13 protein-coding genes are annotated in these 15,347 nt (G+C 44.2%); all 13 read left to right on the top strand.

The window, feature by feature from the left end; genetic code table 11:
• Nucleotides 1-23: 23 nt before the first annotated feature.
• The 13 genes from V7D18_RS21385 (at nt 24) to V7D18_RS21445 (ending at nt 15,180) form a co-directional block, all read left to right on the top strand.
• Nucleotides 24-1,163 carry an acyl-CoA dehydrogenase family protein gene (locus V7D18_RS21385; RefSeq protein ID WP_426157324.1) on the top strand — a complete coding sequence of 380 codons (1,140 nt, stop codon included), beginning with the start codon at nt 24-26 and terminating at the stop codon, nt 1,161-1,163.
• A 17-nt stretch (nt 1,164-1,180) separates the two neighbouring features.
• Nucleotides 1,181-1,957, top strand: coding sequence for an electron transfer flavoprotein subunit beta/FixA family protein (locus V7D18_RS21390; RefSeq protein WP_426157326.1), 777 nt, complete (start codon nt 1,181-1,183; stop codon nt 1,955-1,957).
• 13 nt (nt 1,958-1,970) lie between these two features.
• The gene (locus V7D18_RS21395) at nt 1,971-2,918 is read left to right on the top strand and encodes an electron transfer flavoprotein subunit alpha/FixB family protein (protein WP_426157328.1); all 948 of its coding nucleotides are present in this window, start codon (nt 1,971-1,973) and stop codon (nt 2,916-2,918) included.
• Between the two features lie 21 nt (nt 2,919-2,939).
• On the top strand, nt 2,940-4,361 hold the full coding sequence (locus tag V7D18_RS21400) for an FAD-binding oxidoreductase (protein ID WP_426157330.1): 1,422 nt from the start codon (nt 2,940-2,942) through the stop codon (nt 4,359-4,361).
• 453 nt (nt 4,362-4,814) lie between these two features.
• On the top strand, nt 4,815-5,594 hold the full coding sequence (locus V7D18_RS21405) for an acyl-CoA dehydratase activase (RefSeq protein WP_426157510.1): 780 nt from the start codon (nt 4,815-4,817) through the stop codon (nt 5,592-5,594).
• An 18-nt stretch (nt 5,595-5,612) separates the two neighbouring features.
• Nucleotides 5,613-6,845, top strand: coding sequence for a 2-hydroxyacyl-CoA dehydratase subunit D (locus V7D18_RS21410; protein ID WP_426157332.1), 1,233 nt, complete (start codon nt 5,613-5,615; stop codon nt 6,843-6,845).
• Nucleotides 6,846-6,847: 2 nt separating this feature from the next.
• Entirely contained in the window at nt 6,848-7,978 is a 1,131-nt protein-coding gene (locus V7D18_RS21415) for a 2-hydroxyacyl-CoA dehydratase subunit D (protein ID WP_426157334.1), read from the top strand.
• An 18-nt stretch (nt 7,979-7,996) separates the two neighbouring features.
• On the top strand, nt 7,997-9,133 hold the full coding sequence (locus tag V7D18_RS21420; protein ID WP_426157336.1) for a YkvI family membrane protein: 1,137 nt from the start codon (nt 7,997-7,999) through the stop codon (nt 9,131-9,133).
• Between the two features lie 12 nt (nt 9,134-9,145).
• Complete coding sequence (locus V7D18_RS21425; protein WP_426157338.1) at nt 9,146-10,384, top strand: CaiB/BaiF CoA transferase family protein; 1,239 nt, start codon at nt 9,146-9,148, stop codon at nt 10,382-10,384.
• A 29-nt stretch (nt 10,385-10,413) separates the two neighbouring features.
• Complete coding sequence (locus V7D18_RS21430) at nt 10,414-12,018, top strand: AMP-binding protein (protein WP_426157340.1); 1,605 nt, start codon at nt 10,414-10,416, stop codon at nt 12,016-12,018.
• Between the two features lie 18 nt (nt 12,019-12,036).
• The gene (locus tag V7D18_RS21435; protein ID WP_426157342.1) at nt 12,037-13,176 is read left to right on the top strand and encodes an acyl-CoA dehydrogenase family protein; all 1,140 of its coding nucleotides are present in this window, start codon (nt 12,037-12,039) and stop codon (nt 13,174-13,176) included.
• A gap of 18 nt (nt 13,177-13,194) precedes the next feature.
• Nucleotides 13,195-13,980 (top strand): electron transfer flavoprotein subunit beta, encoded by a 786-nt coding sequence (gene etfB, locus V7D18_RS21440; protein ID WP_426157344.1) that lies wholly within the window; start codon nt 13,195-13,197, stop codon nt 13,978-13,980.
• 21 nt (nt 13,981-14,001) lie between these two features.
• Nucleotides 14,002-15,180 carry an FAD-binding protein gene (locus tag V7D18_RS21445; protein ID WP_426157346.1) on the top strand — a complete coding sequence of 393 codons (1,179 nt, stop codon included), beginning with the start codon at nt 14,002-14,004 and terminating at the stop codon, nt 15,178-15,180.
• Nucleotides 15,181-15,347 lie beyond the last annotated feature (167 nt).

Consider the following 15,347-nt stretch of genomic DNA (forward strand, 5'->3'; position numbering starts at 1 on the left):
ACAAGTCGACCAGGAGGATATTCATGGGATATATAATTGGTGAGGAAGCACAGGATCTTCTTCGGGATGTAAGGGAATTTTGTGAGAAAGAAGTAAAAGAACAGATCAAAGAGTATGATGTTTCGGGAGAATGGCCTCGTCCGATCTATGAACAGGCGCAGGAAATGCAGCTGCACATGATGGATGTTCCGGAAGAATACGGCGGTCTTGGGCTGGATCATATTACTCAGGCAGCTCTGGTAGAACAGATGGCGTGGGCAGACGCAGGCTTTGCGGTAACCATGAATGGAAATGGTCTGGCATTAAAACCGGTTCTGATTTCCGGTAATGAAGAGCAAAAGAAGAAATGCTGTGAAATTATTGTCAATGGTGGCTATGGGGCGTTTGCACTTACAGAACCTGATGCCGGCTGCGATGCATCAAATGGAAAAACCACTGCAGTGAGGGAAGGCGATGAGTACGTTCTTAACGGACGGAAATGTTTTATCACCAATGCAAGTGTTGCTGATTTCTTTGTTGTCACTGCTATGACAGATAAAACAAGAGGAACAAAGGGAATGTCCGCATTTCTGGTATATAAGGGGACTCCCGGACTCAGCGTGGGCAACCATGAAAACAAAATGGGTGTACGTACATCGACCACAAGTGACCTTGTGCTTGATGAGGTGAGAATTCCGGCTGAAAATCTTCTGGGAGAAGAAGGTACCGGATTTGTTACAGCAATGAAGACTCTGGATCTTGCCCGTATCTGGTGTGCTGTGATTGGAGTGGGAGTTGCAAAACGGTGTATCGATGAAGCGGCTGCTTACGCTCGCCAGCGTGTTCAGTTCGGGGCCCCCATTGGTAAAAATCAGGCAATCCAGTTTAAAATGGCTGATATGGAAATCCGTACGGAAGCTTCCCGGCAGTTAATTGTACATGCATTGACGCTGGCTGACAAAGGCCTGCCATTCAGTAAGGAATCAGCAGAAGCAAAATGCTTTGCAGGAGATTCTGTTATGCAGACATCGATTGATGCGGTCCAGATCCTGGGAGGTTACGGTTACAGCCGCGAATATCCAGTTGAAAAACTCATGCGTGATGCCAAGATATTCCAGATTTTTGAGGGAACCAATGAGATCCAGCGTATGGTAGTAGGCAGGTCGGTAATCGGCAAGATTTGAGAAAGGGGTAACTAATAATGAATATCTTAGTATGTGTAAAACAGGTTCCTGATGATTTTGCAAAGGTTCATTTAGGAGAGAATGGAAAACCTGCATTGGATGGGATTGATAAGGTTGTGAATGCATTCGATACCTATGCTGTGGAAATGGCAGTACGTCTCTGTGAAAATCATGGAGGCAGGGTCGTGGTTGCAACGATCGGAGCAGAAGAAGAGGTCCGCCCCAGCATGGTGCAGATGATTGCTGTCGGCGCAAATCAGGCTTATATTTATGCTCCCTCCACTGCTGATGCGGATGAGAGTGCAGTTGCCGCAGGGCTTGCTGAGCTGGTGAAAAAAACAGAAGAAACCGTAGGCGAAAGCTTTGACCTCATTATGTGCGGAAAGGAATCCACGGATGAGATCAGTTCCCAGGTAGGTGCTATGCTGGCGGAGAAACTGAATCTTTCATTTGTCTCAAGCGTAATTGATGTAAAACCAGCCGAAGCAGGTCTTTGTGTCAGGCAGGAAACAGAAGAAGGCTCTGCCAGCTATGAAGTATTCTGTCCCGCTGTAGTAACCGTGGCAAAACCGGAATATGATCCCCGTTACCCCAATCTGAAAAGCAAGATGGCTGCCAGAAAAGCAGTTATTCCATATTTTACAGATACCCTGTCCCCAGTGCAGCCCGCAGTAAGATGTATTAGCTACTCAGAGCCTGCAAAGCGTGAGGCCGGTGTAAAGATACAGGAAAAAAATGCCGTGGATGCAGTTGCCAGAGCTATTGCGCTGATGGCTGATGATAAAGTGCTGTAAGGAGGCAGAAAAGATGAAAACGCTGGTTTATATTGAAATAAAGAATAACAAACCTTTAAATGGCTTTCTGGAACTCATTCATGAAGCGATGGACTTAGGAGAAGGAACGGCTGTTCTGATCGGCAATGACTGTGAAGACAGCGCAAAAGAAGTCAGCCGTTATGGAATTCCGGTATTGGTACTTGATACGGAGGCGGTATGCCAGGATACCGTTTTAGCAGCACTTGTTTCGGCTGCAGCCGATACTCAGAGTGAGCTGATTCTGATGAGTGCCACACAGACCGGAAAGGATTTAGCACCCCGCCTTGCAGCCCGTTTAGACACCGGCTGTATCACAGATGTGGTGGGAATCAGGAAAGACGGAGAAAGCCTGATTTTCACACGTCCGGCATACGGCGGAACTGTTTTAGAGGATATGCAGTTTGCAGAAGGGAAAAAGGCGGTCGCTACCGTGAGGGGCGGAAGCTTTACAAAAGCAGAGGCGGCACAGGCAGGTGATATAACTGTAAAATCAATTGAAATTCCAGCGGATGCAGTAAAAGCAAAACTGGTGGAGACCGCAGTAGAAATTACAGAGCTTGTGAATCTGGAAGGTGCTGAGGTTATTGTAGCAGGCGGAAGAGGATGCGGTGATGCGCAAACCTTCGGGCTCGTGGAAGAACTGGCAAAGTTATTAGGAGGAGTAGTAGGTGCCTCCAGACCTGCAATCGAAGAGGGATGGGTATCAAGAGCACACCAGATCGGACAGTCCGGAAAAATTGTTTCTCCTAAATTATATATTGCATGCGGTATTTCCGGCGCGATGCAGCATGTATCCGGCATGATTGGCTCTGATTATATCGTTGCGATTAACAAAGACGAGGATGCTCCTATCTTTGATGCAGCCGATATCAGCATTGTAGGAAGATGCGAGGAGATTCTGCCTCTGATGATAGAAGAGATCCGCGCACGAAAAGCTTAATAATAGTTTGAGGGAGGTCAAATGATGGAATACAAGAAACCAACAGCTGAAATGATAGAACAGCTGAAAGCAATCATGCCGGGGCGGGTATTTACCGGCGATGATATGAATAGTGATTATTCTCATGATGAAATGGCATTCTACGGGAAATACCAGCCGGATGTGGCAGTTGAGGCGATAAGTACGGAAGAAGTATCGGCAGTCTGCAGACTCTGTTACGAGAATGATGTACCATTTGTACCCAGAGGAGCGGGTTCCGGTCTGTGCGCCGGCTGTGTTCCCATCGCGGGAGGTGTGGTAATCGGAACACAGAAGATGAATAAAATTCTGGGATACGATCTGGAAAACTTCATTATCCGTGTTCAGGCAGGTGCATTTATAAACGACATTGCGGAAGACTGCCAAAAGCATGGAATGCTGTATCCGCCTGATCCCGGTGAAAAGTTTGCGACAGTAGGGGGAAACGTCTCCACCAATGCAGGGGGCATGCGTGCCTGCAAATACGGAACAACCAGAGATTATGTACGTGCGATGACAGTGGTTATGCCAAATGGTGAAATCATGCGTATGGGTGCGGAAGTAAGCAAAAACTGTTCCGGCTACAGTCTGATTAACCTGCTGTGCGGAGCAGAGGGCACACTGGGCATCATCACAGAACTGAGCATGAAAATCATTCCGCAGCCGAAAGTAACGGTCAGCCTGTTAGCGCCTTTTGTGGACCTTGATACCTGTATTTCCTGCGTATCAAAGCTAAAGATGGCAAATTTAAATCCTCAGGCTCTGGAATTTTTAACCAGAGATAATGTTCAGGCGATTGAGACATTTCTTGGGAAGACCGTATACCCGGCAGTCTGTGACGGGGAAACAGCAGGTGCTTATCTTCTGGTTTCCTTTGACGGTTACAGCCAGGAGGAGCTTGATTCCACTCTTGAGATAGCAGCAGAGGTATTCTCTGAAAATGGTGCACTGGATGTCATAATCTATGATACACCTGACGGACTTCGCAATGCATGGCTGGTTCGCGGATCCTGTTTAGAAGCCCTTCTGGCAGATTTTAAGCTGATGGATGAGTGCGATGTAGTTGTACCTATTTCCCATATTGCGGACCTGGTGAATTATGCAACCGGTCTTCAGGAGAAAGTGGGGCTGGTAGTTCGCACAGCGGGGCACGCAGGTGACGGTAATGTTCATATTAATGTATGCTCCAATGATTTAGAAGAGGAAGAATTTATAAAGCGTGTAGACCTGTTCATGGATCTTGTGTATGCAAAGGGCATTGAACTGGGTGGGCTGATAAGCGGTGAACATGGGATAGGCAGCGCAAAAGTAAAATACTTAGAAAAGAATCTGGGTGCAGAACAGCTGCAGCTTATGAAAGGAATTAAAATGGCGTTTGATCCCAAAATGCTGCTAAATCCTGGAAAAGTCTGCTACTCTTTATAAGATAAAATTTTTAGATAATACAGTATTTTTGAAAAATGAAATGGGCTGGTGTTTTGCAATTATTAATTTGGCAAAACATCAGCCCTTACAATTAATAATGATAAACATTCTCACAACAAACGTTAATAAAATAACAAGAATCTAAGGGGCAATAGAATAAACATAATACAATATAAGGACATACAATTAGAAAACAATCAATAATGATATAAAATAAAAATATAATAATGAAAATATATCGTAATTATAAAATATATATCTATTATTACATGTTATATTCAGAATGGATTTTGATCAGTTTTATCGTAATTATTTACCAAAACATTTATTATTTTTTTAACAATATTTGCATCAAATACTTGAAAAATTTGTCGATAAGTGGTATTCTTTAGGTAAGTTGTCGACAAGATAACAAGAATACAAGAAGCAAGCCAGAAAGGACTGGAACCTATGATATATACATTAGGAATTGATATTGGCTCAACAACTTCAAAGGGAATGATATTAAAAAATGGTTCAGATGAAATAGCGTCCTCCATCGTTTTGGCAGGAACCGGAACTGCCGGTCCTAAGATGCTTATGGAACAGCTTTATGAGCAGTCCGGATTAAAATCAGAGGATATTGCCTTTACAATAGTCACCGGCTACGGAAGAAAGACCTTTCAGGAGGCAGATGATCAGTTAAGTGAATTAACCTGCCATTCCAAAGGGGTTTCATTTTTGTTTCCCCAGGCAAGGACTGTGATTGATATCGGAGGCCAGGATGCCAAAGTTCTGGCTTTGAATGATCAGGGTAAGATGACTAATTTTATTATGAATGACAAATGTGCAGCTGGTACAGGAAGGTTTCTGGATGTAATGGCTCAGATCCTTCAGTTAAAAATAGGAGATCTGGAAAAAGAGGCTGAAAAGGCTGATAATCCGGCTAAAATATCAAGCACTTGTACAGTGTTTGCGGAATCAGAGGTGATATCGCAGCTTGCTATGGGAGTAGACATGCCGAATCTCGTAGCAGGTATTTGCCAGTCAGTGGCCAGCCGGGTCGCAGGGCTTGCAAAACGAATTGGGATTCACGAACAAGTATGCATGAGCGGGGGCGTCGCACAGAATGGAGGTGTAAGAAAGGCGCTGCAGAATGAACTGGGAGTTCCGATTTTGTATTCGGAACAGGCACAGCTCATGGGGGCTTTAGGAGCAGCTCTCTATGCATACGAGAGAGTCATGAATAAATAAACAAAATGGAGGTTTCTTATGAGTCAAGAAGTCAAAAAGGAAAGACCGGCACCTGATCCGAATTCAGCGAAATATAAACTGAATGCGATTGCCATGAAGGCTTATGCGGATGCCCAGGCAGCTAAGGACAGAGGCGAATTGATCGGCTGGTGTTCCAGTAACTTTCCGGTGGAGATACCGGAGACCCTTGGAATTGCAGTCTGTTATCCTGAGAACCAGGCAGCAGCGATTGCAGCCAGAGGAGCAGGAGCCAGGATGTGTGAAATCAGTGAGGCAGATGGATATTCAAACGATATCTGCGCTTATGCACGTATCAGCCTTGCTTATGCCAAGATCAAGGATGCACCAGAGCAAAATATGCCTCAGCCGGATTTTATGCTGTGTTGCAATAATATCTGCAACTGCATGATCAAGTGGTATGAGAACCTGGCAAAAGAGCTGAATATCCCCATGATTATGATTGATATTCCTTTTAATCCTGACTATGAGGTGTCTGATGCAGAAGTAGAATACATTAAGGCTCAATTTTGGGATGCCATCCATCAGCTGGAAGAAATTACCGGAAAGAAATGGAGCGATGAAAAGTATAAAGAGGTTATGGAGTATTCAGGCCGTACCAGCAGAGCATGGCTGGCAGCAACTTCCTGTGCAAAATACACTCCGTCACCTTTTAACGGATTTGATCTCTTAAATCATATGGCTGTCATGGTTACGGCACGCGGCAAGGCAGAAGCGGCAGATGCGATGGAAACGCTTCTAAAGGAATATGAAGAGAATCACGCAACAGGAAAATCAACATTCCGGGAAGAGGAAAAACACAGAATCATGTTTGAAGGTATTGCATGCTGGCCCTGGCTGCGGGCAACCTCTACAGGCTTAAAGAGCCGTGGGATCAATATGGTTACAACCATATATGCAGATGCATTCGGCTTTATCTATAAGGATTTTGATGATATGTGCCGTGCTTATGCCAAGGTACCCAATGCAATTAATCTGGAACTTGCAAGAGATAAGCGTGTTAAGCTGTGCAAGGAGAACCATGTAGAAGGTCTTCTGGTACATACCAACCGTTCCTGTAAGCTTTGGAGTGGCTTCATGTACGAAATGAGCCGTCAGATCGGAGAAACCTGCAATATTCCGGTGGCGAGCTTTGATGGCGACCAGGCTGATCCGAGAAACTTCTCAGAGGCTCAGTACGATACCAGAGTACAGGGGTTAACCGAGATTATGGAAGCGAATAAGGGGGTTTAAGCATGAAGAGCGTAACAGAAATTTTAGAACAGTTAAAAGCAATTGCTGAAAATCCGAGAGCACAGAAAGATGCACTGATTGCTTCCGGGAAAAAGGTGGTTCTGACCGCCCCTGTGTATACTCCGGAAGAACTGGTGCATTCCTTAGGCATGGTTCCCATGGGGGCATGGGGTGGCGATATTGAGTTGAGAGAAGCAAAACGGTATTTTCCGGCATTCATCTGCTCCATTGTACAGTCTTTGGTGGAGCTGGGAATCAAAGGGGTATACGATGGAGTGAGCGCTGTTATTATTCCAAGCTTATGCGACAGCTTAAAAGTTGTTGGTGAGAACTGGAAGTATGCAATTCCCAATATTCCATTCCTTCCTATGACATATCCTCAGAACCGAAAACCGGAATATGGAAAAGAGTTTACCAAAAAGGGATATGAGAGAATGATTGAAGAGCTTGAAAAAATATCAGGTGAAACCTTCGATGATGAAAAACTTGCCAAGTCAATCCGTATTTACAATGAGCATAATACCCTGATGAGAGAACTCTCAGAGGTACTGGCAGAGCATCCGGAAGTGACTGCTGCGCAGCGCAGCGCAGTATTTAAAAGTGCTTTCTTTATGTTAAAAGAAGAGCACAGCAAAGTGATTCGCGAATTGCTGGAAGCATTAAAAGAGCAGAAACCAGGAGAAGCGAAGATCAAAATCATGACAACAGGTATTCTGGCAGATAGTCCGTCTCTTCTTAACATCATTGACAGCAACGGTCTTCAGATTGTTGCTGATGATGTAGCAGCAGAGAGCCGTCAGTACCGTACAGATGCTTTGGAGGATATCACTGCTTTGGACAGTCTTTCTGGAAAGTTCTGTGCAATGGATCACTGCTCTGTGCTGTATGATGTGGAGAAGAAAAGAATTGACCTGATTGTAGAAACTGCAAAGAGCCATGAAGCTAAGGGGGTGCTTGTGGTTCTCACAAAATTCTGCGATCCGGAAGAATTTGATTATCCGTTACTTAAAAAAGCTTGTGACGCAGCAGGACTTCCGATTATTCTGATCGAGGTAGACCGGCAGATGGAAAACTATGAGCAGGCTGGAACAATGATTGAAACATTTAAAGATATGCTGGGAAAAAACTCATAAGACTGGGGGACTTTTAAAATGGAGAAGAAAGTCAATAAATTATCGATAGCAATGGGGATTACATTTGTATGGTTTACAACACAGTTCGGCGGAGGTTTTGCTTCAGGAGCTCAGCTGAAAAGCTATTTTATCAGATATGGGATCATGTGCCTCATTACGTGTGTGGGAGCGCAGGCGATCTGTGCGGTTTACAATGGTTACATTGCATATTACGCAAAAAAACATGATGTTTATGATTACAGCAGCTTTAACAAAAAGTTTTACGGAAAATATTCCGCTATTTTTTCCAATTTATTTGAATTAGTTTATATCTTCGTGCTTTTAGTAGTACCTGCAGTTGCCTTTTCCACAGGAGGAACAACGCTGTCAAAGATGATTGGAGTACCCTATTTTGCCTGTACGGTTGTGATTGGTATTTTCATTTTTATTGTAGCTATTTATGGTACAGCCATGGTACGTAAGGTTGCAACAGCTCTGTCGATTCTCATTGTAGTTGGACTTTTGCTTGTATTTATTCCTAATATTATTGTTCAGTGGGATTCAGTCGTATCAGGAATCGGATATCTGGCAGATCAGAAGGCGCCAGTGGGGCCCGCAATCTGGAGCATGATCGTATATGCTGCATTCCAGATCGCTTCTTCCCCTGCCATTCATTCTCAGCATGCGGAAGCATTGGATAAGCCAAAGGACGCAGTTTATACCTATGTTGTTGGTTTCATCGTAAACAGTCTTATGATTTTTTTATCTACATTAGGACTTCTTGCAATCGTACAGACTACGGAATACGCCAAAGCTTCCCTGCCTGTTATTGTACTGGTAGAAAACGGCGTAGGAGGCGCTTTACTGACACCAATTATTTCTATATTGATCATTTTAGGTTCTGTATCCACTGCAGTAAACATGGTAGCTGCCGGAACGGTGCGTGTCTGCAATATGCTTGACAAGAATTTTGATCCGGATGGAAAACCAACCTCAAAAGTTATTATTACAACCCTTATTTTATGTCTGGTTGGTCTTGGCGTTGCACAGTTCGGACTGCTTCCGCTGGTTAATAAGGGATATGGTATCCTTGCATACCTCACATTCCCGGTTATTATAATTCCTTACATTATTCATATGATTCATACAAAGTTTGATACAAAAAGTGACAATTAAAGGAGACAAAAAATGAGTGAAATGAGTCGCCCGTTAGAAGGCGTAAAAGTTTTGGAACTGGCAACTTTTATCGCAGGACCCTGCTGTGCAAGGTATCTGGCAGATTTAGGTGCTGAGGTTATTAAAGTGGAGGCTCCAAACGGTGATCCGCTTCGATTCACCGCTGTCAATGAAGGCCGTCCGTTCGGTGACCAGGAGGATACCAGCTTTTGCCTGGAGAATGCAGGTAAAAAGTGTGTAACTCTGGATACAAAATCTCAGGCAGGCCGTGATGTACTGGAAAAACTGCTTGCTGACTGCGATATCTTTATTACCAACTGGCGTCAGCCTGCTTTAAAGAGAAGCGGACTTGATTATGAGACCTTAAAAGTGAAATATCCGAAGATGGTAATGGGCTATGTCAGCGGCTACGGAGAGAAAGGCCCTGATAAGGATCTTCCTGGATTCGATTTCACCGCATTTTTTGCAAGAGGCGGCGTCATGGGTACCATGTATGATGTGGACTCGTCACCAATGCTGCCAATTGCAGGATTCGGTGATCACCAGGTCGGTATGTACCTTGCAAGCGGCGTGCTGGCAGCACTTTACCGTGCACGGGAGACGGGAAAAGGGGATCAGGTAACGGTAAGCCTGTTCCACACTGCTCTCTGGGATATCGCTCTGTTCCTTCAGTGCAACCAGTATGGTGATCCTTCCACACAGTATCCGGTGAGCCGTAAAAAGATCGCCAATCCGTTAAATGTAGCTCATAAAACAAAAGATGGATATTGGGTACAGTTTGCAATGCCAAGATACGATTTCTACTATCCTACCTTTATGAAGGCACTTGGCCGGGAGGATTTAATCGGAGATACCAGATTTTTCCCACAGACTGCACTTCAGGATCACTTAGTAGAATTCTATGAGATGCTTCATGATGAGGTTCTGAAAAGAAGCCTGTCTGAAGTTGAGGTTATGATGAAAGAAGCTGATTTACCATATGCGGTGTGCCAGACCTGGAATCAGATTCTTGTAGATGAGCAGGCATGGGCATCAGATGCTCTGGCAAAAGTGACATTCCCCAATGGGGCGGAGCGTACCATGGTACGAACTCCCGTTATTTTCTCTGAAACCAGTCTTTCTTCCTATGAAAGGGCTTCCTTCTTAGGAGAAGATACGGAAGCTGTGCTTGCGCAATTAGGATATAGTAAAGAACAGGTCAGTGCTATGATTGCAGCAGGCGAGGCAACCGGATGCAAGAGGATTGGCTAAAATCTTCCTAAGTAAAGTGGTGGGTAGAAATGATATTGAGCCGTAAGACAATAGGGATGTGCCTGGCTGAAAGAGCCAGGCATACGCCTGATGAAATTTCGATAATATACGAAAATGTTTCCTATACCTGGAATGAACTTGACAAAATCAGTGACTATATGGCTTATCGTATGCATAAAATTGGCATCACCAAAGGGACTCATGTGGGGATATGGAGTGTAAATAATCCCAATTGGATCATTATTTTTCTGTCATTACAGAAATTAGGAGCGCTTCCTGTTCTGATTAATACCTGCTACAGGGAAAAAGAATTGACAGAGGTTCTTCAGTATGCTCATGTAGAGTATCTCTATTATGGTGACGTTTATAAAGATATCCATTACTCAGAAATCGTTGATACCATTAAAGAAGATCATGTCTGTAATATTAAAAAATGGCTGTTTATGGGAAAAGACAAGGCGGGTTCATGGTTGAATTTCAATAGTTTTGTCAGCAGCGAGAAAACAAAAAAGGCTTATGGGATAACCAAAAGCCTGCAAAATAAGGTTAAATCTGACAGCATTGCCTGTATGCTGTTCACATCAGGAACGACATCCCGGTCCAAGGGCGTCCTGTTGACCCATGATAATATAGTGAATTCTGCTTTGGCAACCATCCGGCATATGCAATGGACAAACGATGACAGAATGTGCGTAACGGTACCGATGTTTCACTGTTTCGGTGTTACTTCCAGTCTTCTGACCACGATATTACTGGGAAGTACGATGTGTATCCTTCCCTATTATAAGACAGTTGATGTATTAAACTGCATTCAGAAAAATCAATGTACCATTATTAACGGGGTACCATCCATGTTTCTTGCAATGCTGCGAAATGAGCATTTCAAAGAATATGATTTAAGCAGTTTAAAATCAGGAATCATAGCCGGTTCCCCTATTCCTCCAGAAGACTATCTGACAATATGCTCGCAAATCCCAGGCCTTATGCTCCTTCCTTCTTATGGTCAGACAGAGACATCGCCTGCGGTGACTTTTTCGCTGTCCAGTGACCCGGTGGAAAAACGGGCATTGAGTGTAGGCAAGGCGATAGAAGGCATTGAAATTCAGATTGTAGACAACGAGAAAAAAAGTCTTCTGCCTGCGGGAGAGACAGGGGAAATCATGGTAAGAGGTTATAATGTAATGCACGGCTATTACAATATGCCTGCTGAGACAAAGCAGACTCTTACTGACGCCGGATGGCTTCACACTGGAGATATGGGCTTCCTTGATGCAGAAGGTTACTTACACATAAAAGGAAGAAAAAAAGAAATTATTATCAGGGCAGGCGAAAATATATCGCCCTGTGAGATTGAGGATTATATAAAAAAAATCCCCTGGATCGATCAGGCAGTTGTGATAGGGGTGCCTGCAGAAGTGATACAGGAAGAGATAGTGGCGTGCCTTGTATTAAAAAAAGGGGAAACGCTTCACGAGGAATATATAAGGCAGTATCTGGCCAGCAGAATTGCACATTATAAAATTCCGGTTAAATTTTTGGAATTTGAGGAGTTTCCTATAAATTCCAGTGGAAAAATAAAACTGGCTGAAATCAAAAGCAGTGCTATTATGCAGTTGAATCAGTCTGACAAATAGGAGTAGGAGGAGAAATCCATGTTTTTTACGGAACAACACGAGCTGATCAGAAAATTAGCCAGGGAATTCGCAGAAAAAGAATTGACAAAAGAGCTTCAGGAAGAGGTTGAGGAAAGCGGAGTGTTCCCCAAAGAAGTACTGGATAAGATGGCAAAAGCAGGTTTCTTCGGAATCAAGATTCCGAAAGAATTAGGCGGACAGGGAGCTGATGCCAGATCTTATGTGCTTGTAATGGAAGAGATTTCAAGAGTAAGTGCGGTTGCAAGTCTTTATGTATCTTCCCCCAACTCACTGTCCGGAGGACCGCTTCTTTTATCCGGTACAGATGAGCAGAAAGAAAAGTATCTCCGCCCTGTTGTTACCGGTGAGAAGATTCTTGCATTTGGTCTCACGGAACCAGGAGCAGGTTCCGATGCAGGCGGTATGACGACGACTGCAGTTGAGGACGGAGATTACTATATTTTAAATGGTCGTAAGACATTTATTACCATGGCGCCTCTTTCCGATTTTGCGGTTATATATGCGAAAACGGATATGTCAAAAGGAAGCAAGGGTATCACTGCATTTATCGTAGATATGAAGCAGGAGGGCGTATCCTGCGGAAAACCGGAAAACAAGATGGGACTTCACGGCTGTGCCACCAGTGATATTATACTGGAGCAGGTAAAGGTACATAAAAGCAATGTTCTTGGTGAAATCAACAAAGGCTTTATCAATGCGATGAAGACTCTGGATACAGGACGTATGGGTGTTGCAGCTCAGTCCATCGGAGTTGCACAGGCATGTCTTGATGAGGCTATTAAATATGCAAAAGAAAGAAAGCAGTTTGGAAGAAGAATCGGTGATTTCCAGGCGATCGGCTTCATGATTGCAGACATGGCCACAAAGCTTGAAGCAGCAAAGCAGCTGGTTTATAAAACTGCATATTTAATGGATACCAGACAGGATGCATCAATGAATGCGTCTATGGCAAAGTACTATGCAGCAGAGGTCTGCAATGAAATAGCAGCAAAGGCAGTGCAGATCCATGGCGGTTACGGATACATCAGTGATTACAAGATTGAACGGTTATACAGAGACTGTCGTGTATTTACAATTTATGAAGGAACTTCACAGGTTCAGCAAATGGTAATTGCGGGCAAGCTGCTGAAAAAGTAGGAGAGGGGAAAAGTTAAAATGAAGATTTTGGTTTGTGTAAAACAGGTACCGGACACCAATGAGGTGAAAATTGATCCGGTAAAGGGAACCCTGATCCGGGATGGTGTTCCAAGCATCTTAAACCCAGATGATGCCAATGCCCTGGAAGCAGCACTTCAGATAAAGGACCAGAATAAAGACGTGACAGTAGCGGTACTGACGATGGGACCGCCTCAGGCTTCCTATATGTTAAGAGAGTGTCTGGCTATGGGAGCGGATGAGGCATATCTTTTAAGCGACCGTGCATTTGGCGGAGCGGATACGTGTGCAACTTCCACTACCATCGCTGCAGGCATTCATAAGGTTGGAAATGTTGATGTGGTATTTGCAGGACGTCAGGCAATAGACGGTGATACGGCGCAGGTTGGACCCCAGGTAGCGGAGAGACTTGGAATACCGGTGGTTACTTACGTTGAGGATATTGAGTTGAGAGACGGCAAGGTCACTGTACACAGGCAGATGGAAGACGGCTACGAGGTGATTGAAGTCCAGACACCATGTCTCTTAACTTGTGTGAAAGAGTTAAATGAACCCAGATATATGAGCATTGGTAAAATTGTAGATGCATATAAAAAAGAAATTCCGGTTTGGAATCACCTGGATGTAGAACTGGATCCAAAGGACTGCGGCCTTAACGCTTCTCCGACTCAGGTATTCCGTTCCTTTACTCCCCCTGCAAAAGGCAAGGGTGAGATGCTTTCTGGCTCAATCGATGAAATGAGCAGCAAACTGGTTGACAAATTAAAAGAGAAACATTATCTGTAAGGGAAGGGTCGGTGTATAGATATGGCTGTTAATGTTATAAAAGAAAAATGCAAAGGCTGTTCCATCTGCGTGAAGAACTGTCCGTTTGATGCCATTACCATGGAAGGCAAGCTGGCAGTAATCGGTACTGCCTGTACGGGCTGCGGTGTCTGTGTAGAGAAATGTCCGTTTATGGCAATCGAAAAGACGGAAGAAATAAAAGAAGTGAAAGATTTAAGTGCCTACAAAGGGGTATGGGTCTTTGCAGAGCAGCGTCAGGGTGAAATTATGCCTGTAGCAATTGAACTTTTAGGCGAAGGAAAGAAACTGGCTGCAGAGATTGGCACTGAGTTATGCGCGGTGCTTTGCGGAAACGGAGTGGCTGGGCTTGTGAGTGAATTATTTGAGTATGGTGCAGACAAGGTGTATCTCGCAGAGGCACCGGAACTGGAACATTACACCACTGACGGCTACGGCAAGGTGATTACTGAAGCAATCAATGAGTACAAGCCTGAAATCGTGCTTCTTGGAGCTACCCACATCGGCCGTGATCTGGGCCCGATTCTTGCAGTGAAAGCAAATACAGGACTGACAGCTGACTGCACCAGGCTGGAGATTGATCCGGAGGATAAAAAAATCAGACAGACGCGCCCTGCTTTCGGTGGAAATCTGATGGCTACCATTGTATGTCCGAATCACAGACCTCAGATGTCTACAGTAAGACCGGGGGTTATGGCAAAGGCAGAGCGTATACCGGGAAGAACTGGAAAAGTAGTGGAATTGAAGACTGAATTTTTAAATGGGGATATTCGTACAAAGGTGCTTGATGTAGTCAGAAGTGTAAAAGAAATGATTGCAATCTCAGATGCGGAAATCATCGTATCCGGCGGTATGGGTTTAGGAAAAGCAGAAGGTTTTGAACTTTTAAAGCAGCTTGCAGACAAGCTTGGCGGTGTAGTTGCAGGTTCCAGGGCTGCGGTAGATGCAGGCTGGATTGACCACGCCTATCAGGTTGGACAGACAGGAACCACTGTAAAGCCTAAGATCTATATCGCATGCGGAATATCTGGAGCGATCCAGCATGTAGCTGGTATGCAGGGTTCTGAACAGATCATTGCGATTAATACCAATGAAAATGCACCTATATTTGAAGTGGCGGATTATGGGATTGTCGGCGATCTCTATAAAGTGATACCATCAATCATTCAATCTCTGGATTGACAGAGAATGGAATCGTAATACAAAGAAGAGGGAGTGTTCTGTTAAATAAGAGCATTCCTTCTTTTTTTCCCTGGAAGCCGGAATACCTTATTTGAATTGTACTGACTTTTTTCAGGGGATTTTTCTATTTGCCTTGCTTAATTGCTCCAATTGCGGTATCTATTATA

This window comes from Lacrimispora sp. 38-1, from assembly GCF_049890855.1.
Lineage (GTDB): Bacteria > Bacillota > Clostridia > Lachnospirales > Lachnospiraceae > Lacrimispora.